Consider the following 21,548-nt stretch of genomic DNA (forward strand, 5'->3'; position numbering starts at 1 on the left):
GTGATCACCTGCCCGGGGTTTTCCATCAAAATGATCAGCAGCTTGATCTCTTTATCGGTAAGATCGATACGCTGCCCGCTACGCCAGGCAACCCGTTGCAAACGATCAAGTTGCAGATCTTCAAACGTTAGCAGCGATGACGGCGCATCCTGTGGTTTCCCTCTGCGCACCATAATTTCTAAGCGCAAACGCAGCTCATTGAAATTAAACGGCTTACCCAGATAATCTTCTGCCCCCAGTTCCAGCCCCATCACGCGATCCACATCGCGATCCAATGCCGAAAGCAGCATGATTGGCGGATGACGCGACCCTTGCAGCTCGCGCAGCACGCTAAAGCCATCCAGCGTTGGTAGCATCCGGTCCAGCAGCACTACGTCATAAATTTCATCTTTAATGGCTTTGAGCGCATGTTCGCCATCATGAACGATATTGCAGGCATAACCATGTGAGTGCAGCTTTGCACCAAGCCAATGGCACAACACCGAGTCGTCATCAACCACTAAAACGCGCATAGCTTTCCCTCTGTCAAAGTGATGGTTGCTTACACCACAACACGCGTACTGACGTGCTACCGATCCACAACAACAGGATCTGAGCCACTCTGCCACAGGCAATAACCTGTCTGGAGGCTTCTTATACGTCAACGCGCCATAGGATAATAACAATCATTATCATTTAATGACAAGTAGTTTACAATGCTGACAATTAGCCAGAATTTGTAGGGTTTTTCCGCGATCGTGGGGTTTTCATGCCTTTCTCATGCAGATGTGGTATCTGACAGGCTTCGGAACAAGCGATAGAGGGAATCAGCCAGGCTCCGATGCAGGCTCACCGTGGGTAAAGCCTACATCAGCTAAACAACATCATGGCTAAACAAAAGTCAGACTACACTTTCTCGCTCAGCACAGCTTCCAACAAATCGAGATCGTGCAGCATCTTTTTCAGGGTTTCATTACTGATCTGCTGCGTAGCGCGCAGGTGATAAAGTTCACCGCGTTCAGCGGTGACAGCGGTCAAGCGGAAACGGCGCTCCAGGTTTTCAATCTCCAGGCTGTGTTCCAAATCGCTCTCACCGACAACGCGACGCCGCAGATTACCGATGACACGCGCACTGACCTCACGCACTACCTGCTCATCGATATTTTCTTCTCGATCCGCCGCCAGACGCTCTTCCATTTTCTGCAAGCTGCGGATCGCCACTTCAGCAATCGCCATGCGCGCCATGCGTTCTTCTTTCTTATAGAGCGATTTGTCCACCACCGTCACCCCGCGTAGCAGTAACGGCAGCGTCAACACCCCGCACAGCAAGGAAAACAGGATGACACCGGTGGCAATAAACACCAGTTGATAGCGGGAAGGAAACGCGGTGCCATCGTTTAATAACAGCGGAATGGACAGCACACCCGCTAAGGTTATCGCACCACGCACCCCGGCAAAGGAAGCAATCCAGATTTCACGCGTGGTGTACTGAGCAAACAGCATCGGACGTTTCTTCTGAAACAGGCGGCTGTAATATTTCATAAACCACAGCCAGCAGAAACGCAGCAGCAGCAGCGCGCCGTATATAATGGCGATATCGGTAAACAGCATCCAGGTTTCGACAGTGGGGTCCAGTTCCGCCTGCGTCACCGACGTTTCCAAAATATCAGGCAATTGCAGCCCCAGCATGATAAATACCATGCCGTTAAACACAAACTCCAGCATCGACCAGACGCTGTTGGCGCGTAATCGCATCGCCAGCGGGGCGTTACTGATCACGTTAGAGTGGCTGATGGTCATCCCCGCAGCCACCGCTGCCAAAATTCCCGACACACCAATGTGTTCCGCAATCAGGTAGGAGGCGAACGGCAACAGCATCAGCAGCACAATTTGGGTAGCCGCATCATCACCGCTCCAACGGTTAATAATGCGCAATGATTTACTGTAAAGCCAGGTGACACCCACGCCAGCCAGCAGGCCACCGACCGCTACCTGAATAAACTCCAGCGTCGCGCCGGACACGGTAAACACCATGGTGCCCATTGCCACCGCGACGGCAAATTTAAGCGATACCAGGCCCGAAGCATCATTCATCAACGCTTCACCCTGCAAAACGCTCATCAGCTTTTTCGGGATGCGGTCTTCACCAACAATCCCGGATAGCGCCACAGCATCTGTCGGCGACAGCACGGCGGCCAGTGCAAAAGCCGCCACCAGCGGCATCCCGGGGATCATCCAGTAAATCAGGTATCCCACCCCCGCGACAGTGATCAATACCAGCACCAGTGCCAGCCCAATCACCTCACGGCTGTGTTTGATAAATTCGCGCGTTGGCGTTTTCCAGCCATCAGCAAACAGCAGCGGCGGGATGAACAGCACCATAAACAGTTCAGGATTGAAATCGACGTGCAAGCCAAACTGGGGCCAGGCCAAAATGGCCCCGAGGGCGATTTGCATTAAGGGCAGCGGAACTTGGAAGGGTAAAATACGTGTTACAACCCCTGATAGTGATACCACCAGGGTTAAAATCAGAATGGTAAAAAAGATTTCCATGCTTTCCTTAGGAGATGTCCAATAATGACCTAACTGCGTGCTAAGTTGCCCTTTGTACGTTATGAGATAGTGCCCCATTATTTTTACATGAAAATATCGCCCAGCGGGGCAAAATTTCAGGGCAAAACGCCTATTTTTTTACATGATGATCCTGCAAATAATTGCGTCAAAAAATCACCGAGATAAGACACTTCAGAGAAATCATAAGGGAAGAGGAAAAACGATGAGAGCAGTCATGGAGAACGGATCTGCTAACAAAACCACAGGTATAAAAAAGGGGAGCCAGGCTCCCCTTAATGGCTTACGCACAAAACAATCAGAGCGCCCAGCCACCGGCGTAGAACACCACCAGTGCGATAGCGATAATCACGGTGCCAACGTTCAGTTTACGCCATTCACCAGAGAAAATACGCCCCAGCACTAGTGCGCCAAAGCCCAGCATAATCCCGGTCACAATATTACAGGTCAGCACGATAAACACCGCACACACCAGACCCGACATGGCATCAACGATGTCATCAAAATTCAGCTTGGCGACATTGCTCAGCATCAGCAAACCTACATACATCAATGCTGGCGCAGTCGCGTATCCCGGCACCAGATAAGACAGCGGGGAGAGGAACAGCAGGCACAGGAACAGCACGCCGACCACCGTCGCCGTCAATCCTGTTTTACCACCTGCCGCCGTACCTGCCGCAGATTCGATGTAGACCGCCGCCGGAGACGTCCCGACCAGGCTGGACAACATGCTGCTCACAGAGTCCGCCGTCAGCGCTTTCCCACCGTTCACGATTTGCCCGTCTTTATCCAGCAGGTTCGCCTGCCCGGCAACCGCGCGGATGGTACCCGTGGCGTCAAACACTGCCGTCATTACCAACGCCAGCACGCTTGGCAGCACCGCCAGTTGCAACGCCCCCATGATATCCAGGCTAAACATCAGCGAGTGACCGTTTTCATCGGTCAGGCTCGGCAAGCTGAACCAGCCCTGGAATTTCACGTTCGGATCAAAAATCAGACCGATAATCGAAATCGCCACGATCACCAGCAAGATCCCACCGGGTACACGACGTTTTTCCAAACCAATAGTGGCGGCCAGCCCCAGTAAAGACATGATCACCGGGAACGAGGTGAAGTTACCCAATGCAACAGGCAGCCCGTCGATCGGGTTCTTGATCACCAGACCCACGCCGTTGGCGGCGATGATCAGCAGGAACAGACCAATACCGATACCGGTGCCATGCGCGACGCCCAACGGCAGGTTACGTAGAATCCAGGAACGGATGCCCGTCACAGAGATTACAGTAAACAGCAACCCCATCAGGAAAATCGCGCCTAACGCTACCGGGACACTGATCTGTTGCCCCAACACAAGGCTAAACGCGGTAAAGGCAGTAAGCGAAATGGCGCAGCCGATTGCCATGGGCAGATTGGCCCACAGTCCCATCAGCAAGGAACCAAACCCTGCGACCAGACAGGTTGCCACGAACACCGGTGTGTGCGGGAAACCCGCCTTGCTCAACATGCCAGGTACGACAATAACCGAATACACCATCGCCAGAAACGTGGTTAACCCGGCCAGCACTTCCTGTCTTACATTACTGCCGCGCTGTGTGATGTGAAAAAAAGCATCAAGTGAGCTTTGCGGGCGCGCCGCATTGCCAGCCTGACGAGAGCTATTTGACATGGTGGTATCCCCTGAGATGTCATTATTTGTAAAAGTAAAACCGGAGGGTGCATATGGCCTTGCCCGCCATGACGATCTCCCATCGCTGCACGCACCCACAACAACGGCGCTTCCGCACCGCAGCGCAAATATCTGGCGCCTCCGAATGCCTTTCACACCGGCTCTGCGGGCACGCAAACGATTAGCTTGCGAGGCGTATCACAGGTGGATCTGGCAGGTCGGAGGAGAAACGGGGGATTATCCTGCTTCTGGGCGGTGTATTTCAACTGATAATCCAGACAATTTATCAATACCCGTCATACTTCAATCTGCATGTGCGTTGGCTTTCCTCGCTCACCCCAGTCACATACTTGAGTATGCTCCTGGGGATTCGCTGCGTCGCCGCCTTCCTGCAGCTCGAATTATTTAGGGTAAATCACCTAACAAAACAGAACGGCGTTTCATGTACAGAAAACCCGCGAACCATTTTTTTGTGATTAGCTTCACAAAAAAGTTGACCTGCGCTGCCAAGCGGCGTATCTTTAAAAACGTGAAGAACATCACATAAAAATGAACAATCACTCGGAGAGAGACAAATGAAACTGATCAAAAAAATCGTTGCCATGTTCGAAAACGTTAGCGTCAACTTCAACATGTTCACCAACCACTAAGATTCAAGAAAGCGTAGGAATAAGAAGATGAGTATTGTCCGTAATATCAACAAAGTAATAAAAGCGTTGGGCAAAACCTATCGCGGTCTGGCTCCCTACGCTATCTTCCGTTAATCGTTCGCGATTAAAGCACATAGGCGGTTACGTACGTTGTAGCCAGCACTTAGAAAGCGGGCATCAGTGATGCCCGCTTTTTTTAAATTCTACGATCTTTTTATCCTCGGCCTTGTCACTGAATCAGGTGGCTGACTGTTTACCGGCCCGTCAGCAAGATGGATATTTGTTCCTGTCGTGACGAACACTAATCCGGGTAGTTCTGCTTGTAAATTAATGCCTTGATTAAAGGAAAAATTAATTTCATCAAGAAAACCTAAATGTACTTTTACTAATCTTTCCTTCCGAGTCATCTCATCATTAATATGTATTTTCGGGTAGTCACTAATGCCAATGTCAAGAATCCCTCCGTTCTTTTTAAGGTAATTCTTTACGCTGTTAATTTTCTCTTCATTGGTATATACATTAGGTAGGGCCGTAGGATCTAAAGGTTGCATTTCATTATCATAAAAACGTACCGGTTCATTAATTTCATTGATACGCTCACCTTTAACAAAGGAATACGCCAATAGATATTTATTATTCCAAGGATAAAATGTATAACTGTGCCGATTATGTTGATACATATCGCCATTAAACGTCCATGTCACTCCGTTATCATTAACTTTAATCACTTCTCTCCATTGAATGTCTGGCGGTTCAATAAAATAATCAAACGTATTTGGATTACATTTCATTCTTAGCATGATGTCTATTTTCGAACCTATAATACCACTATTATGATAATTAGAACTCTTTACATTAGTATGAATAAGATTCCAATGGTAATTTAATTTATGCACTTGATTATTGCTCAAACCTTGACTTGAATACATAGCCATATCTGATCTCATTTCTCTGGCATTTAGTTCAAGCGATCCTCTCTCGAGTAAAGCATGTGATAACTTATATTTACCCTCCTCTTGATAGATATAAAGGGCACCATTATTTTTGGCAGAAATAAACTCTCCTGAATCGGATTTATGAATTTTCACATATCGATCGTCAAACCTAAGATAAGCATGCCCGTTTTTATCCACTTGAAAACCATGACGCCCGGGAACAGAGAGCTTTGCTAAAAGATTATTATTTTCGGCAGTTTCATGATGTGCATGGTGATAAATAACATCTTTCAATTCATTAGACAGATAAAAAGAGGTCGATGGTTCAAATCGCCAACTGTTTTTATAAAACTCTACCCGATGACGAGCATTGATATCTTTCATATCATAAACTTCACAAGAGAGATGATTATTAAATATGGCAGTTGCTTGTACGGGGACCAGTTTTTTATCTATCTCCACTGCGTGATAAACTCTTGCATTTAATTTATCCTCATTACGAACACGGTAAATAATCCAACTGTCTGAAAAGACCATTTTATCTACGCGAAAAGAGTGTGGTGTTAAGTTAATATCGAATCGAGAGGCAATATCTTTTTCATTTTCCGTAAGCGCATATATATCAACTTCAGAAACCACGTGATGATTTAAATCCAGATCAGAAGGACTCTGAACAGGTGAGTCCGGTTTACTGTAATCACTGCACGGTTTACCTAAATAGAGCCCTCGACGATACCGCATCTCACAAAGATGATTGAACGGATCCTCTTCAGCTTCAATTTCTGTTTGAGGTACAGTCTCTCCATCTAATTCCCAAACCCCCAATTCCGTATTGTAACGCGTTTTATAGGTCAAATCGTCGCGGCTGGCATATAGCGTATGTTCGTCCTTGGTCAGTCTCCACAACCTTTTATTCGCATGTATATATATATAACCATTCTCAGAGCGAATGTGTTTAGGAACACCAACTGTTTTGATACCAGAAATAGGTTGTCCCTGGACAGAAGATATATGGGCCACTCCACGTGAGTAACCTATTATGCTACCACTCAATTCTTCAAAATCGTTAAAGGAAACATTTCTTCCTGTTAAATCATTTATGGCCATTCGTATCGCAGGGGCTACTAGTGTTTGGAGTATTACAATAACCTGAAGCCCATCAAAAAAGCTCATCAAAGAAGTCGCTAAACTATCTATAACCGTAGTGATTCTTTTTATAAACTCAACTTCTGATTGTGTTGGACAAGGTTCTCCATTTCGATAAGCGTTCACCACCTGAATCTCTAAGCTAAGATTAGTAACACTATTTTTAATAGTATCTAAGATTTTAATTAAAATATCTGAAACTGATAGCCCCCTCCTTTCATTAATACATTCGTAATCAATCTTGCTTATTGAAACATCATCAGATTCAACTGTAGTAGTTCTATTAGCAATAGCGGCCTCAGCACCAGGAAAAACCAACACATCGTAATTATTTAATAACTTTGATAATCTACAAGCATTGAACTTTAATGAGTGAAAAACAGCCTTACCAGCCTGTCTTAATGACACTGAATCAAGATTTATTTCTGTTTTATACTCGAATGGAGTAATATCCGTTGATGAAAAGTGAGTGTCAAACCCCTGACAGAGTCTAATATTTTTCCGAAAACCCGCTAGGCTACTTGCATTAGCCGTTTTGGAACCAACATCTTTGTTATCTTGCCTATCTTTTTCGTCATTGTAATCTGAGGATGATATATGTGGCTCAGAAAATCCGCTTCTCCATGTCGAATTCGACACAACACTTAATAAAGCTAAAACAGTCATCCAGCCCAATTTCTGAGGAACTTTCCCTGCTTGTGATACCGCTATATGATTTAATTCCCTTTGAATAATTTTATCTGTGACAATGCCTTTTTCTCGTGCATCATGGCATCCTATGTTTTGTCTGAAACACTGTGTGCTAATTGGCATAAACCCACCTCCTTGTGTGATAATCAAATTGATAAATCAATATCAGCAATCGCATACACAAATAAACGCGACTATTTTCAGATAGACTCATTTACAATCATTTTATGATAAATAAACATTAATTAATCACTTCACAGTTACGGTTTACTCTCCCTGAACGAGTACACAAGCCTCTACCGTGGATTATTTTGATATCCCACCCGCGACAGGACAAAAGAATCCAACCTGTGCGCAATGCTGCCGCTGCCGCTCCTTTTTCATCGCATGTTAGGGTAGCCCTCATTGAGAAACCTACGCTGTTTGCTGCCTGCACGCACTGACAGCCCCATGGAACGACATCACGCCATGACTATTCCTGTGTTTGCCATGCCGCGCGTCTATTTTGGTGACACGGCAATGGAAGCCTTACGCGCCTATAACCATAAAACGGTCGCCATTGTCACCGATGACTTTATGGCGAAATCCGGCAAAACCGATTATCTCGCCGGTTTTATGCCACAAGCACGCATCAGCATCTTCAGCGGTGTGAAACCCGATCCTGATGTTAACGTGCTGCACGCCGGGGCTGCGGCATTTAAAACGCTACAGCCAGACGTCATTATCGCACTCGGCGGCGGTTCTTCTTTGGATGCCGCCAAGGGCATCAAAGTCACCTTGGAGGCGTTGCATCCGGAGCATAAGGTGGTATTGGTGGCAATCCCGACCACCAGCGGCTCGGGCTCCGAAGTGACCACCTACGCGGTGATCTCCGATCCTGAACACGGGCAAAAATACCCGCTGGTTTCCGATCAATTACAGCCCAATATCGCCATTCTCGATCCGCAACTGGTGGTGAGCGTGCCGCGCGGCGTCGCCGTGGATACCGGCATGGATGTGCTCACTCATGCTATTGAGGCCTATGTGTCTTCCCAGGCTAACGATTTCAGTGACGCACTGGCGGAAAAGGCCATCTTGCTGGTGTGGGACTATCTGCCACAGGTGTTCGAGCAGCCGCAGGCGATTACGCCACGCGCCAAAATGCATAACGCCTCTTGCATGGCGGGCATGGCGTTCAGCACCGCCGGATTGGGGCTAGTGCACGGATTGGCACATTCTCTGGGCGGCGTGTTTCACATTCCCCACGGCAAGATTAACGCCATGCTGCTCCCGTTGGTGATCGACTACAACGCCGCCACCGGCAGTGATGCCACGCGCGAACGCTACGCGCGCTGTGCGGCGTTAGCAGGCATTAAACAGGGCGATCAACACACGCGTATCCAGCAATTATCCCAACAAATTCGCGCGTTAAATCAACATTTCGGTATCCCGGCTACGCTGCGTGAATTGAATATCAGTGCCCATGACGTTGAGCAACAGCGCACGCGTTTGATCGATGCGGCGCTGGCAGATGGCTGCACCGCCGGTAATCCGCACACCCCCACCCGTGATGCGGTCAGCCAGTTGATAAGCCAGATTACGGGCTAATCAGAATAACGACTGGACGAAATTGTCCCGCCCGCCACGGGCTGCGCAATAAAGTCCTCGTGAATCACAAACGCGGGTGCACCGTGTTGATTAGGGTGAATAGCACCACCGCGAGGTGCCACAACAGCCTCATTCGCACTGGTGCATGACGTAAAGACAGGAAAACGCAGGTAACTGAATCAATGAACGCAACACAGCAACAGATTGCATGGATCACCCAACAGGTAATGCAAGAACTGGCCGCACAGGGCGCATCCCGTGCTGAAACCCTGGATATCTCCACCGCACCGCTTCAGGTACCGGTGGGTATCTCTAATCGTCATATTCATCTGGCGCGGGAAGACATGGATGTCCTGTTCGGCTACGGCGCGACGCTAACACGCATGAAGGCCGTGAAACAACCCGGCCAGTTCGCGGCAGAAGAGTGTGTCACGCTGCGCGGCCCGAAAGGGGAAATCAAAAATGTGCGGGTGCTCGGTCCACTGCGCCCTACGACACAGGTGGAAATTTCTGTCGCCGACAGTTTTGTGTTGGGAGTGAAAGCCCCGGTGCGCATGTCAGGCGATCTTCAGGACTCTCCCGGTATTGAAATCGTGGGTCCGAAGGGCAGCGTAAAAAAAGCATCGGGCACCATCGTCGCCTGGCGGCATATCCATATTTCACCGGAAGACGCTGAACGCCACGCACTGCGCGACGGCATGGAAGTGAGCATTCAGGCACAGGGACAACGTGCCGGCATCATGCAACACGTGGTGGTGCGTGCCACGCAGGCTTCGGTACTGGAGCTACATGTGGATGTGGAAGAGGCCAACGCCTACGGGCTGCGCAACGGCGATCTGGTCAACATTATCACGGAGCAACCCCATGGCTGATGTTTCCGTTGAGACGCGACTGCGCACGCTGGCGCAGCTGATTCGCGATGCCGAATGCCGCGAGCATGACGGCGTGCTGAAAGTCGGCGTCGATCTGGGAACCGCAAACATCGCCATGGTGGTGGTAGACCGCCACAACGCCCCCATCACCGGCATTACCTACCCCTCCTCCGTGGTGAAAGACGGCATTGTGGTGGACTACCTGTCTGCCACACGGGTGGTGAAGCACCTGAAACAACAGCTAGAAGCCCGCGTGGGCCAATCGCTGACCCACGCCGCTACCGCGATTCCACCGGGGATTTCTGAGGGCAATACCAAGGTGATCGCCAACGTGGTGGAATCGTCAGGTCTGCTGGTGACGCATGTGGTAGATGAGCCCGTTGCTGCCGCCACGGCGCTGAATATGCGTAACGGCGCGGTGGTAGATGTAGGCGGCGGCACGACAGGACTTAGCGTACTGCGCAACGGCAAGGTGCTCTTTTCCGCTGACGAACCGACCGGCGGCACCCATATGACGCTGGTGCTGGCAGGCGCGCTGGGCCTCACCTATGCCGATGCAGAACACGTCAAACACGACCCGGCGCAAGCAGCGGATATCTTCCCGCTGGTGCGCCCGGTGGTGGAGAAGATGGCCTGCCTGACCCGTGACTGGCTGACCGCGTATAACGTCAGAAACATTCACGTGGTGGGCGGTGCCAGCAGTTTTAGCGAATTTCCCGGCGTGTTCCGCAAGGTCACCGGGAAAAACATCATTCCCTCACGTGGTGGGCGGTGCCAGCAGTTTTAGCGAATTTCCCGGCGTGTTCCGCAAGGTCACCGGGAAAAACATCATTCCCGCCGTGGAGCCGCTGTTGGTCACCCCGCTGGGGATTGCCATGCAGGCGGCACCATGAATACTACATACCGCTCACGAGAGGCAGCATGAACAGCCAGACGCTCTCTGCGTTGATTGACAAGGCCATCACTGATGCGCTTGCCCGCCGTACGTTACGGATATTCGAAAACACGCAGGCCGAAACCCTACGGCAGCCAACCACGTTTGTACTGATCACCGGCGATGACATAACCGCATTCCCTGCCACGCTGCGCTATCTGGCAGCATTGGCGCAAGCAGGTTGTCTGCTCAGCGTGCACTTCTCCCACAGCGCACAGCGCTTGCACACGCATTTTGCCGATGCCTTGCATCGTCTGCTGCCACAGGTGCCTTGCCAGCAGGCTACAGACCCCATGCTGCGCAGCGGCGATACGCTGCTGTTACCGGCGTTGTCCGATAACAGTCTGGCAAAAATCGCGCTTGGCCTGCGTGATAACGCCGCCAGCCAATGGGTCTTTCAGGCGCTGGCACAAGACGTGCGCATCATCGCACTACATCACCCTGATGCCGCCATGCCCCCTGCCTATCTGGCACAGATCTCACGCTATCAGGAGACGCTGCGCCAATTCGGCATTCGCATGATGGGGCAACCAGGTGCACCACAGGCATCCGTATCGCACAGCGCGATCGTCACTGGCGGTAAGACCTTACTGACCGCGCGCGATGTACGCCTGCATAACGAAAATACGCTGCGTGTCCGACCCGGCACGTTGATTACCCCGGCAGCACGCGATGCGATAGCTGCGCGCCGCATCACCTTAATAACCGCATCCTGAGGAGGCAACATGTATCTGGCCCAAGTCACCGGCACGGTGGTCTCCACCACCAAACATGCATCGTTGAACGGCATGAAACTGCTGCTCGTCACCCGTCTGGATGAGCACATGAACCCCACTCAGCGCACGCAGGTGGCGGTGGATACCGTCGGTGCAGGCAACGGAGAAATTGTGATCGTCGCCACCGGCAGTTCAGCGCGCATGACCAACAGCAAAGAGCATTCCGTTATTGATGCCGCTATCGTCGGTATCGTCGATGCCACCGAGCGCAGTGAGGGCTAAATGTTGACGCAACAGCACCCAGCACAGCGTGATGTGGACGGTTGGATTGCTAAAGCCATTGCCGCCCAGCCTCAGCCAGAACGTAACGCATTGACCGTTGCTGATTTCGCCCTGCTAGCACAGTTGGCACAGGAAACCGCCCTTGCCATGCACCTGGCGATTGTCGTCAGCCTTGTGGATGCACACGGCCATCCGCGTTACTTCGTCAGCATGGATAACGCGCTGTTGGTCAGCCTCCGCCTCGCCGGACAAAAAGCCTACAGCGCCGTGGCGCTGCGTATGCCGACGCACGAACTGGCCGAACAGGTACAACCCGGTGCGCCCCTGTTCGGGCTACAGCAACAGGCCGATATCTGCGCCGTCGGTGGCGGGCTGCCCTGCTGGCATCAGGGACACCTGCTGGGCGGTATCGGCATCAGCGGCGGCACCGCCGAAGAGGATGTCGCGATCGCGCGCCACGTTCTGCACCACTTCACTCAGCAACGTTTTTCCCTGTCGCCTTTCGCCTGACAGCCGCGAATAACACGCTGGATTTTCTTGTCATCTCTTATTTCGGGGGGCTTATGTCCTTATCTTCCCTTGTGCTCGTGATTAACTGTGGTTCGTCGTCATTAAAGTTTTCTGTTATGCCCGTCAACGACGGACAACCGCTGCTGTTTGGCCTGGCAGAACGCTTAGGGCTGGATAATGCGGTGATTACCGTCAAAGACAGCGCGGGCAACAAATCCGTGCTATCGCTGGAATCCGCCAGCCACCATGAAGCGTTGAAAGTACTGTTCGATACGCTCTCCAGCAAAAATCTGATCGATTCACTTGCGGCTATCGGCCACCGCGTCGCCCACGGCGGCAGCGATTTCAAACACTCCGTGTTAATCACACCGGCAGTGATTGAAAAAATTAAGGCGCTGTCAGTGCTGGCGCCGTTGCACAACCCCGCTAACCTGACCGGGATAGAAGCCGCTCAGGCGCTGCTGCCGTCACTGCCACAAATTGCGGTATTCGATACCGCCTTTCACCAGACGCTCGCCCCTGCAGCTTACACTTACGCCATTCCTTATGAGTATCAGCAGAAGTATCAGGTGAGACGCTACGGTTTCCACGGCACCTCGCATCGCTATATTGCGGAACAAGCACGCGCCATGCTGGATCTCAAACAGGACGATCACGGCATTCTGGTCGCCCATCTGGGCAATGGCTCCTCCATCTGTGCGGTAAAAAACGGACACAGCGTCGATACCTCAATGGGTATGACGCCGCTGGAAGGGTTGGTGATGGGGACGCGCAGTGGGGATCTTGATTTCGGTGCCGCCGCCTATATCGCCAGTTGCACCCAGCAGCCGATAGAAAAAATCTACCAAACGGTGAATAACGCCTCCGGCCTGTACGGTATTTCCGGCATCTCCAGTGATTGCCGCACCTTACAAGAAGCACGGGAAAGCGGTAACGAACGCGCAGGATTGGCGATTGATGTGATGGTGCATCGTCTGGCACGTCACTTGGGCGCCCACCTCACCTCACTCTCACGCCTGGATGCACTGGTGTTTACCGGCGGCATCGGTGAAAACTCGGCGCTGATCCGTGAATTGACCATCGAGCGCCTGTCGGTGCTGGGGCTGAAACTCGATAAGCAAAAAAACAACGATATTGTGGGCGGGCGCAGCGGTGTGATTTCTGCCGAAGGCTTCCCCACTATCGCGGTTATTCCCACCAACGAAGAGAAAATGATCGCGATGGACGCCGCAGAGATCGCGCAGCTGGCGTGAGGTGCTGCGTCCTCGTTTTAGTGAAATGTGACCAATTTAACAGTTTAGGGCAGCGCGGTGCCACACCGCAGCGGCTCTGATAAACCAGCGTGGATTTTATTGTCGCACGCCTGAAAGTGATAACAAAAAAGTCTCGCTCGTCGGCAAAACATTTGGTCGGGATATTCATAACATCCTAAACAGCAAAATCGGTGCGTTGCGGGATAAGGGCAGGCTACGGTCCGCCGGACAGATTCCCCGCACTTTTTACTACCCGTTTTTAACTACAAGCTTTTACTACAAAACGTCGAGGTTGATATGCAACAAGAAGCATTGGGTATGGTTGAAACAAAAGGTCTGGTCTCCGCCATCGAAGCCGCAGATACCATGGTGAAATCCGCCAACGTTACGCTGGTTGGCTACGAAAAAATCGGTTCTGGTCTGGTCACCGTGATGGTGCGTGGCGATGTGGGTGCCGTGAAAGCCGCCACCGACGCAGGCTCTGCCGCCGCCAATAAAGTCGGCGAACTGGTTTCCGTGCATGTGATCCCTCGCCCGCATACCGAAGTGGAAAAAATTCTGCCGAAGGCACTGGGCTGATCGCTAAACCGCGAGGATTATTCCTATGAGAGATAATCTTGTCGAACAGATTATATCTGACGTGATGAACAAGCAGAACGACGCACCACGTGCTGGCAAAGCACTCGGCAGCATCGCGGGCTGCGGACTGACAGAATTTGTCGGCACCGCACTGGGCCACACCATCGGTCTGGTGATCGCCAACGTGGATCACCAACTGCATGAGCTGATGAATATCGATAAAAAGTTCCGCTCCATCGGTATTATCGGCGCACGTACCGGCGCTGGCCCGCACATTTTTGCTGCTGACGAAGCGGTAAAAGCTACCAATAGCGAAGTGCTGATCATCGAGCTGGCGCGCGACACCGAAGGCGGTGGCGGACACGGCTGTATGATCATCTTCGGTGCTGAAGACGTCTCTGACGCCCGCCGCGCCGTGGAAGTCGCCCTGAACGAAATCGACCGCACCATGGGCGATGTGTACGGCTCTCCCGCCGGTCATCTGGAATTCCAGTACACCGCACGTGCCAGCTTTGCCCTGAACAAAGCCTTTGGCGCACCTATCGGTAAGTCGTTCGGTATGACCTGCGCCTCACCGGCTGCCATCGGCGTACTGATTGCTGATACGGCCGCCAAGGCTGCGGTCATCGACCCGGTCGGGTATGCCAGCCCGAGCAAAGGCACCAGCTACAGTAACGAAGTGATCTTCACCTTCGCAGGGGATTCTGGCGCGGTACGCCAGGCAGTGATCGCCGCTCGCGAAGTCGGTTTGCAATTGCTGTCCACGTTAGATCCAACGGAAATCAGATCGACCACCACGCCGTATATCTGATCCGTCAGGCGCGCTTGCGTGCCATGCGATGTGAGGAAAGGAACCAAAAGATGAACGACCTTGAAATCGCCCAGGCGGTCTCCACCATCCTGAGCAAATACAGTAACCCCGTCGCCTCCGGCGCGGGTGCAGCAACAGTCGCCACACCGGCCACTGAGGCTGCATCTCACACCGAGCAATCGCTGGTCAGCAGCATTGTGGCGCAGGTGTTGGCACAGCAACAGCCGACAAGCGCCGCACCGCAGCCTTCAGCGCAGGAGGCGGGTATCTTTGACAGCATGGACGAAGCCATTGCCGCCGCCGCGATAGCGCAAGTGCAGTATCGTCACTGCTCGATGCAAGACAGGGATGCCTTTGTGAAGGGCGTGCGTGAGGTGTTTCTTCAAGAAGATGTGCTGGACCAACTCTCCCGCATGACCGTCGAAGAAACCGGCATGGGTAACTACGAGGACAAGCTGACCAAGAATCGCATCGCAGCGCTGAAAACGCCGGGCACGGAAGATCTGGCGACGCAGGCGTGTAGCGGTGACGGTGGACTGACATTGATCGAATACTCCGCGTTCGGCGTGGTCGGTTCCATCACCCCCACCACTAACCCGACGGAAACCATCATCAACAACAGCATCGGCATGCTGGCGGCAGGCAATACCGTGGTGTTCAGCCCGCACCCGCGTTCGCGCAACGTATCGCGCCTCGCGGTGCGGCTGATCAACGAGAAATTGGCGCAGTTGGGTGCACCGGCCAATCTGGTGGTCACCGTAGCGAACCCGTCCATCGACAACACTAACGCGTTGATCAAAGACCCACGCGTCAACCTGCTGGTGGCGACCGGTGGCCCGGCGATCGTGAAAACGGTGATGTCATCGGGCAAGAAAGCCATCGGTGCCGGTGCCGGCAACCCGCCGGCGGTGGTGGATGAAACGGCCAATATCGAACGGGCAGCACGCGATATCATCAAGGGATGCAGCTTTGATAACAACCTGCCGTGTGTCGCCGAAAAAGAGGTGATCGTGGTGAATCAGGTGGCGGATTATCTGATCCACTGCATGAAGAAAAGCGGTGCCTACCTGCTGTGTGATAAGCAGTTGATCCAGCAGTTGCAAACGCTGGTGCTGAATGAGAAAGGCACGGGCCCCAATACCGCGTTTGTTGGTAAAGATGCGCGTTTCATCCTGCAACAACTGGGGATTTCCAGCGCACCGGACACCAAAGTTATCCTGATCGAAACGGAAAAAAATCACCCCTTTGTGGTGCATGAACTGATGATGCCGATTCTGCCAGTGGTGCGCGTAGATAACGTCGATGACGCTATCGATCTCGCGGTCAAGGTGGAACACGGGAACCGTCATACCGCCATCATGCACTCCACTAACGTCGAAAAACTGACCAAGATGGCGAAGCTGATTCAAACCACCATCTTTGTTAAAAACGGGCCGTCTTATGCCGGCATCGGCGTCGGCGGCGAAGGGCATGCCACTTTCACTATCGCCGGCCCTACCGGGGAAGGATTGACGTCCGCACGGTCGTTTGCCCGCACCCGCCGCTGTGTGATGGTGGAATCGCTTAATATCCGTTAATCGTCGCGAGGCTGAGGGTTATTTACCAATGAAAACACGAATCATCAATGCACCAACACCCGACATCGTGGCGATGCTGAAGCGAAGAATGCCCGGCGAATTTCGCTCACGGCTCGATCTGTTGCGCATTGACGCCATTGGTTTGCTGATGCTGCCCGTTCCGGATCTCTATTTCTACGCCGATCTGGCCAGCAAAAGCGCCAATGTGGTGGTTTCGGAAATCTTTGGCAGTTGCCCTCAGCACATCACGACATTGGCAATCTTTGGCGAAGTCGCCGCGGTCAACGAGGCCATGCGGATGATCGAAAATGACAACACGGCGTTCTGAGAACCGACCTATGAAAAAAATACTGCTGTTAGCGGGTGATTTTTCTGAGGATTATGAAGTCATTGTGCCATGGCAGGCATTAAGCGCATTGGGTTTCCGGGTGGACGCCGTCTGTCCGGGAAAGCGCGCAGGCGAATTTATTAAAACCGCCATTCATGATTTTGAAGGCGATCAAACCTACAGCGAAAAGCCCGGACATCTGTTTCGGCTGACCGCTTCGTTTGATGAAATTCGTTTGCAGGACTATTGCGGGTTTTATATTGCTGGCGGACGCGCACCTGAATATTTGCGTCTGAATAAATCCGTACTGAATATTGTCCACTATGCGTTTAATTTTTCGGTACCGATCGCCGCTATTTGTCACGGCCCACAAATATTGGTGGCCGCGGGCGTATTAAAAGGCCGAACCCTGACCGGGTATTTCACCATGAAACCAGAAATCGAACTGGCGGGCGGTATTTATCGCTCTGCGGCCGATGATGAAGCCGTTCTCGACGGCCATCTGGTGACGGCAACCACTTGGATGGGGCACCCGGCGCTGTTGCGTCAGTTTATTTCGTTGATTGGCACCACTGTGCAGATCTAAGCGCACAGCAAATATTTTCCACTGTCATCTCTCACGTTAAATAAGGTGAAGAGTGACGGATATAAATAAATTGGTCAGCAGTCTGGGCATGCCTTTTTCCCGAAGGATGCCTCTGTATTGCCTACATCATGAATAATTTAAATATGCAGGAGTCCTGGATATGTTAGAGAAAGGTTTTTCCAATCCGACCGACCGTGTTGTCAGACTGAAAAATATGATTCTGACGGCAAAACCCTATGTCGAATCTGAACGTGCCGTATTGGCTACCGAAGCCTATAAAGAAACCGAAGGCTTGCCGCCCATCATGCGTCGCGCCAAAGTGGTAGAAAAGATCTTCAACAATCTGCCGGTGACCATCCGCCCGGACGAGTTGATCGTCGGTGCGGTAACCAAAAATCCGCGCTCTACCGAAATCTGCCCAGAATTCTCTTACGACTGGGTGGAAAAAGAGTTCGACACCATGGGTGCCCGCGTCGCTGACCCGTTTATCATCCCGAAAGAAACCGCAAAAGAACTGCATGATGCCTTCACCTACTGGCCGGGTAAAACCACCAGTGCGCTGGCCGCATCCTATATGTCTGATGCTACCAAAGAGAGCATGGCGAGCGGCGTATTCACCGTCGGCAACTACTTCTACGGCGGCGTCGGCCACGTCAGCGTGGATTACGGCAAAATCCTGAAAATCGGTTTCCGTGGCATCATTGATGAAGTGCAGCGCGCACTGGAAAAACTGGATCGCAGCTCACCGGATTACATTAAAAAAGAGCAGTTCTATCACTCGGTGATCATCAGTTACACCGCGGCGATCCGTTACGCACACCGCTATGCAGAGCATGCGGCACAGTTGGCGCAGCAAGAAAGCAACCCTATCCGTAAACAAGAGCTGCTGCAAATTGCCCAAAACTGTCAGCGCGTTCCAGAATTCGGCGCCTCCACCTTCTGGGAAGCGTGCCAGACCTTCTGGTTCCTGCAAAGCATGTTGCAGATTGAATCCAGCGGTCACTCCATCTCTCCGGGACGTTTCGACCAGTATATGTACCCGTACTACGCCGCCGACAAAAACATCACCAAAGCATTTGCTCAGGAACTGGTGGACTGCTGCTGGATCAAACTGAACGACATCAACAAGACGCGTGATGAAGTCTCCGCGCAGGCGTTCGCCGGTTTCGCGGTGTTCCAAAACCTGTGTGTGGGCGGCCAAACGGAAGACGGTCGCGATGCCACCAATGAGATGAGCTACATGTGTATGGAAGCGACCGCGCATGTTCGCTTGCCGCAACCCTCTTTCTCGATTCGCGTATGGCAAGGCACGCCGGATGAATTCCTGTATCGCGCGTGTGAAGTGGCGCGTCTGGGGCTCGGCGTACCCGCGATGTACAACGATGAAGTGATCATCCCGGCACTGCAAAACCGTGGTGTTTCGCTGCACGATGCGCGTGACTACTGCATCATCGGCTGTGTGGAACCACAAGCGCCGCACCGTACTGAAGGCTGGCACGATGCCGCATTCTTCAACGTCGCCAAAGTGCTGGAAATCACCCTGAACAATGGTCGCGTTGGCAACAAACAGATCGGGCCGGTCACGGGCGAACTGCCGCAGTTTGGCAATATCGAAGAATTCTACACCGCGTTCCAAAAACAGATGGCGCACTTTGTCCATCAGTTGGTCGAGGCCTGTAACAGTGTGGATATCGCACACGCCGAGCGCTGCCCGCTGCCGTTCCTCTCCGCCATGGTGGATGACTGCATTGGACGTGGTAAATCGCTGCAAGACGGTGGTGCCATCTACAACTTTACCGGCCCGCAAGCATTCGGCGTGGCCGATACTGGCGACTCCGTTTACGCCATCCAGAAACAGGTGTTTGAAGACCGTAAACTGACGCTGCAAGAGCTGAAAGGCGCGCTGGATGCCAACTTCGGTTACCCGGTTGGCGCGGCACCCCATGCAGCCGCACCGAAATCGTCGCTGAATGAGCAAGATGTCTATGACATCGTGAAACGTATCGTGGAACAGAACGGTACGCTGGATCCGTCCGCCATCAAGAACGAAGTGTATCGCCAGCTTTCAGCCAGTGCCCCGGCCACCCCGACTTACGGTGCCAGTGAGAATCGCCATCAGGAAATTCGCCGCATTCTGGAGAGCACACCGTGCTTCGGCAACGACATCGATGATGTGGATCTGGTGGCTCGCCGCTGTGCGTTGATTTACTGCCAGGAAGTCGAGAAATACACCAACCCGCGCGGCGGCCAGTTCCAGGCGGGTATCTACCCGGTATCCGCTAACGTGCTGTTCGGTAAAGACGTCGCGGCACTGCCCGATGGTCGTCTGGCGAAAGAACCGCTGGCCGACGGCGTTTCACCGCGCCAGGGCAAAGACACATTGGGCCCAACCGCAGCGGCGAACTCAGTGGCAAAACTGGACCACTTCAGCGCCTCCAACGGCACGCTGTATAACCAGAAATTCCTGCCATCTGCACTGGCCGGAGACAAAGGGCTGGTGAACTTCGGCGGCATGGTAAGAAGCTACTTCGACCGCAAAGGGATGCACGTTCAGTTCAACGTGGTGGATCGTAATGTGCTGATCGATGCACAGGCGAACCCGGAAAAACACAACGATCTGGTGGTACGCGTAGCCGGCTACAGCGCCCAGTTCGTTGTGCTGGCGAAAGAAGTACAGGACGACATCATCAGCCGCACGGAACAGCACTTCTGATGCGCTGCTGAGGGTCGGGGCGATACTTTCGGGTATCGCCCCGGATTCACCACACTCCCGAGGGTACGCGTCGCCCATGAGCCATGTTATGAATAAAGTACACTATGATACGGAAGGCGTGATTTTCAATATTCAACGCTATTCCCTGCACGATGGTCCCGGTATCCGTACCATCCCCTTTTTTAAAGGCTGCCCGCTCTCTTGCAAATGGTGCAGCAACCCGGAATCGCAGCGGCCAAACCCTGAGCTGCTGTTCAAAAAGAATGACTGTATCCACTGCGGTAAATGTCTGGAAGCCTGTCAGCATCAGGCGTTGTCCATCACTGCACCGCATTTTATCGATCGCCAGCGTTGTGTTGACTGCGGTGATTGCACCCGCGTGTGCCCGACCGGTGCGCTGGAGATGAAAGGCAAGCGCATCACCGTGCGTGAAGTGATACAAGAGCTACAAAAAGAAGAGAACGTGTACCGTCGTTCTGGCGGAGGGATTACCCTTTCCGGCGGCGAGCCGCTGGCGCAGCCGGAATTCGCTCGCGAATTGCTGAAAGCCTGTAAAGAAAAGGGCTGGCATACCGCCATTGAAACCACAGGGCTAACGTCTGCACAAACGATTGAAGACGTATTTCCGTATATTGATTTAGCGCTTACGGATATCAAGGCCATTAATCCGACCGTACATCGCTGTAATACCGGCGTGGATAATCAGCGTATTTTAGAAAACCTGATCAGAATTTCATTTATTACCAAAACTATCGTGAGAATTCCGCTGGTGCCCGGCGTAAATGACAATCGTAAAGAAATCCACGCCATTGCTGAATTTGCCCAATTGATGTCGAATGTCGACACCATTCATTTATTGCCTTATCACACCTACGGTGAGAATAAATATACGTTACTTGGCCGTGAATACCCGATGGGTGATGCGCCCAGCGTGCCGGAAGAGACCGTAAATATCCTCAAGCGGGAAATCGAATCATTGGGTTTCCAATGTCATATTGGGGGGTAGTTGCACAAAATCGCAATATTGTCGGGTAGCGTATTCTCACGTTGCCCGATTTTTAGTTTGTCATTATTAAAAATAATTATTTTTCACATCAATAATACCGACGTGATGTATTACGTCGCTTATTTCTTGTACCCACACAATCAAGGTGAGTGTAATG

The 21,548-nt window shown here is 52.2% G+C and carries 19 protein-coding genes; 15 read left to right on the forward strand and 4 right to left on the reverse strand.

From position 1 onward, the window contains the following. The 4 genes from J5224_RS20705 to J5224_RS20720 all read right to left on the reverse strand — a co-directional run. Window positions 1-512: response regulator transcription factor (locus tag J5224_RS20705; RefSeq protein ID WP_264627150.1), on the reverse strand; the 512-nt coding region annotated here is incomplete at its 3' end. Window positions 513-885: 373 nt separating this feature from the next. Beyond that, window positions 886-2,532 (reverse strand): Na+/H+ antiporter, encoded by a 1,647-nt coding sequence (locus J5224_RS20710; protein ID WP_264627151.1) that lies wholly within the window; start codon window positions 2,530-2,532, stop codon window positions 886-888. Window positions 2,533-2,848: 316 nt separating this feature from the next. After that, window positions 2,849-4,216: an NCS2 family permease gene (locus J5224_RS20715; RefSeq protein ID WP_264627152.1), complete on the reverse strand. Its 1,368-nt coding sequence runs from the start codon at window positions 4,214-4,216 to the stop codon at window positions 2,849-2,851. Window positions 4,217-5,069: 853 nt separating this feature from the next. Further along, window positions 5,070-7,760 carry a hypothetical protein gene (locus J5224_RS20720; protein WP_264627153.1) on the reverse strand — a complete coding sequence of 897 codons (2,691 nt, stop codon included), beginning with the start codon at window positions 7,758-7,760 and terminating at the stop codon, window positions 5,070-5,072. 327 nt (window positions 7,761-8,087) lie between these two features. Here J5224_RS20720 and J5224_RS20725 point away from each other — a divergent pair, with 327 nt between their 5' ends. From J5224_RS20725 to J5224_RS20790, 15 genes are all read left to right on the forward strand, one after another. After that, the gene (locus J5224_RS20725) at window positions 8,088-9,224 is read left to right on the forward strand and encodes a 1-propanol dehydrogenase PduQ (RefSeq protein ID WP_319802458.1); all 1,137 of its coding nucleotides are present in this window, start codon (window positions 8,088-8,090) and stop codon (window positions 9,222-9,224) included. Window positions 9,225-9,406: 182 nt separating this feature from the next. Then, window positions 9,407-10,096, forward strand: coding sequence for a phosphate propanoyltransferase (locus J5224_RS20730; RefSeq protein WP_264627154.1), 690 nt, complete (start codon window positions 9,407-9,409; stop codon window positions 10,094-10,096). Further along, the gene (gene eutJ / locus J5224_RS20735; RefSeq protein WP_319802459.1) at window positions 10,089-10,883 is read left to right on the forward strand and encodes an ethanolamine utilization protein EutJ; all 795 of its coding nucleotides are present in this window, start codon (window positions 10,089-10,091) and stop codon (window positions 10,881-10,883) included. Before J5224_RS20730 ends, eutJ begins: the two co-directional genes overlap by 8 nt. Further along, the gene (locus tag J5224_RS35580) at window positions 10,858-10,989 is read left to right on the forward strand and encodes a hypothetical protein (protein WP_319802460.1); all 132 of its coding nucleotides are present in this window, start codon (window positions 10,858-10,860) and stop codon (window positions 10,987-10,989) included. Before eutJ ends, J5224_RS35580 begins: the two co-directional genes overlap by 26 nt. Before the next feature lie 28 nt (window positions 10,990-11,017). Beyond that, window positions 11,018-11,746 carry a flavoprotein gene (locus J5224_RS20740; RefSeq protein ID WP_264627155.1) on the forward strand — a complete coding sequence of 243 codons (729 nt, stop codon included), beginning with the start codon at window positions 11,018-11,020 and terminating at the stop codon, window positions 11,744-11,746. Window positions 11,747-11,755: 9 nt separating this feature from the next. Beyond that, a complete protein-coding gene (locus tag J5224_RS20745) occupies window positions 11,756-12,028 on the forward strand; it encodes a EutN/CcmL family microcompartment protein (protein ID WP_195312702.1) in 273 nt (90 codons plus the stop codon). Continuing rightward, a complete protein-coding gene (locus J5224_RS20750; RefSeq protein ID WP_264627156.1) occupies window positions 12,029-12,538 on the forward strand; it encodes a GlcG/HbpS family heme-binding protein in 510 nt (169 codons plus the stop codon). It begins immediately after the preceding gene. A gap of 53 nt (window positions 12,539-12,591) precedes the next feature. Beyond that, on the forward strand, window positions 12,592-13,791 hold the full coding sequence (tdcD, locus tag J5224_RS20755; protein ID WP_264627157.1) for a propionate kinase: 1,200 nt from the start codon (window positions 12,592-12,594) through the stop codon (window positions 13,789-13,791). Window positions 13,792-14,088: 297 nt separating this feature from the next. Then, window positions 14,089-14,370 carry a propanediol utilization system shell hexameric protein GrpH gene (gene grpH, locus J5224_RS20760; protein WP_195312699.1) on the forward strand — a complete coding sequence of 94 codons (282 nt, stop codon included), beginning with the start codon at window positions 14,089-14,091 and terminating at the stop codon, window positions 14,368-14,370. A gap of 25 nt (window positions 14,371-14,395) precedes the next feature. Next, the gene (pduB, locus tag J5224_RS20765; protein WP_264627158.1) at window positions 14,396-15,181 is read left to right on the forward strand and encodes a propanediol utilization microcompartment protein PduB; all 786 of its coding nucleotides are present in this window, start codon (window positions 14,396-14,398) and stop codon (window positions 15,179-15,181) included. Window positions 15,182-15,231: 50 nt separating this feature from the next. Further along, window positions 15,232-16,758 carry an aldehyde dehydrogenase family protein gene (locus tag J5224_RS20770; protein WP_264627159.1) on the forward strand — a complete coding sequence of 509 codons (1,527 nt, stop codon included), beginning with the start codon at window positions 15,232-15,234 and terminating at the stop codon, window positions 16,756-16,758. A 28-nt stretch (window positions 16,759-16,786) separates the two neighbouring features. Next, entirely contained in the window at window positions 16,787-17,086 is a 300-nt protein-coding gene (locus J5224_RS20775) for a BMC domain-containing protein (RefSeq protein ID WP_264627160.1), read from the forward strand. Between the two features lie 10 nt (window positions 17,087-17,096). Further along, complete coding sequence (locus J5224_RS20780) at window positions 17,097-17,672, forward strand: DJ-1/PfpI family protein (protein ID WP_195312695.1); 576 nt, start codon at window positions 17,097-17,099, stop codon at window positions 17,670-17,672. A gap of 160 nt (window positions 17,673-17,832) precedes the next feature. Then, a complete protein-coding gene (gene grpM, locus J5224_RS20785; RefSeq protein WP_264627161.1) occupies window positions 17,833-20,385 on the forward strand; it encodes a glycyl radical diol dehydratase GrpM in 2,553 nt (850 codons plus the stop codon). Window positions 20,386-20,473: 88 nt separating this feature from the next. Continuing rightward, window positions 20,474-21,391 carry a glycyl-radical enzyme activating protein gene (locus J5224_RS20790; protein WP_264627162.1) on the forward strand — a complete coding sequence of 306 codons (918 nt, stop codon included), beginning with the start codon at window positions 20,474-20,476 and terminating at the stop codon, window positions 21,389-21,391. Window positions 21,392-21,548: the final 157 nt, after the last annotated feature.

It is taken from the genome of Candidatus Symbiopectobacterium sp. NZEC135 (genome assembly GCF_025962695.1).

Coding starts and splice junctions, on each gene's coding strand:
- J5224_RS20780 (WP_195312695.1), top strand. CDS start 17,097: ATGAAAAAAATACTGCTGTTAGCGGGTGATTTTTCTGAGGATTATGAA.
- pduB (WP_264627158.1), top strand. CDS start 14,396: ATGAGAGATAATCTTGTCGAACAGATTATATCTGACGTGATGAACAAG.
- J5224_RS20770 (WP_264627159.1), top strand. CDS start 15,232: ATGAACGACCTTGAAATCGCCCAGGCGGTCTCCACCATCCTGAGCAAA.
- tdcD (WP_264627157.1), top strand. CDS start 12,592: ATGTCCTTATCTTCCCTTGTGCTCGTGATTAACTGTGGTTCGTCGTCA.
- J5224_RS20725 (WP_319802458.1), top strand. CDS start 8,088: ATGGAACGACATCACGCCATGACTATTCCTGTGTTTGCCATGCCGCGC.
- J5224_RS20710 (WP_264627151.1), bottom strand. CDS start 2,532: ATGGAAATCTTTTTTACCATTCTGATTTTAACCCTGGTGGTATCACTA.
- J5224_RS20745 (WP_195312702.1), top strand. CDS start 11,756: ATGTATCTGGCCCAAGTCACCGGCACGGTGGTCTCCACCACCAAACAT.
- J5224_RS20730 (WP_264627154.1), top strand. CDS start 9,407: ATGAACGCAACACAGCAACAGATTGCATGGATCACCCAACAGGTAATG.
- eutJ (WP_319802459.1), top strand. CDS start 10,089: ATGGCTGATGTTTCCGTTGAGACGCGACTGCGCACGCTGGCGCAGCTG.
- grpH (WP_195312699.1), top strand. CDS start 14,089: ATGCAACAAGAAGCATTGGGTATGGTTGAAACAAAAGGTCTGGTCTCC.
- J5224_RS20720 (WP_264627153.1), bottom strand. CDS start 7,760: ATGCCAATTAGCACACAGTGTTTCAGACAAAACATAGGATGCCATGAT.
- grpM (WP_264627161.1), top strand. CDS start 17,833: ATGTTAGAGAAAGGTTTTTCCAATCCGACCGACCGTGTTGTCAGACTG.
- J5224_RS20740 (WP_264627155.1), top strand. CDS start 11,018: ATGAACAGCCAGACGCTCTCTGCGTTGATTGACAAGGCCATCACTGAT.
- J5224_RS20790 (WP_264627162.1), top strand. CDS start 20,474: ATGAATAAAGTACACTATGATACGGAAGGCGTGATTTTCAATATTCAA.
- J5224_RS20715 (WP_264627152.1), bottom strand. CDS start 4,216: ATGTCAAATAGCTCTCGTCAGGCTGGCAATGCGGCGCGCCCGCAAAGC.
- J5224_RS20750 (WP_264627156.1), top strand. CDS start 12,029: ATGTTGACGCAACAGCACCCAGCACAGCGTGATGTGGACGGTTGGATT.
- J5224_RS20775 (WP_264627160.1), top strand. CDS start 16,787: ATGAAAACACGAATCATCAATGCACCAACACCCGACATCGTGGCGATG.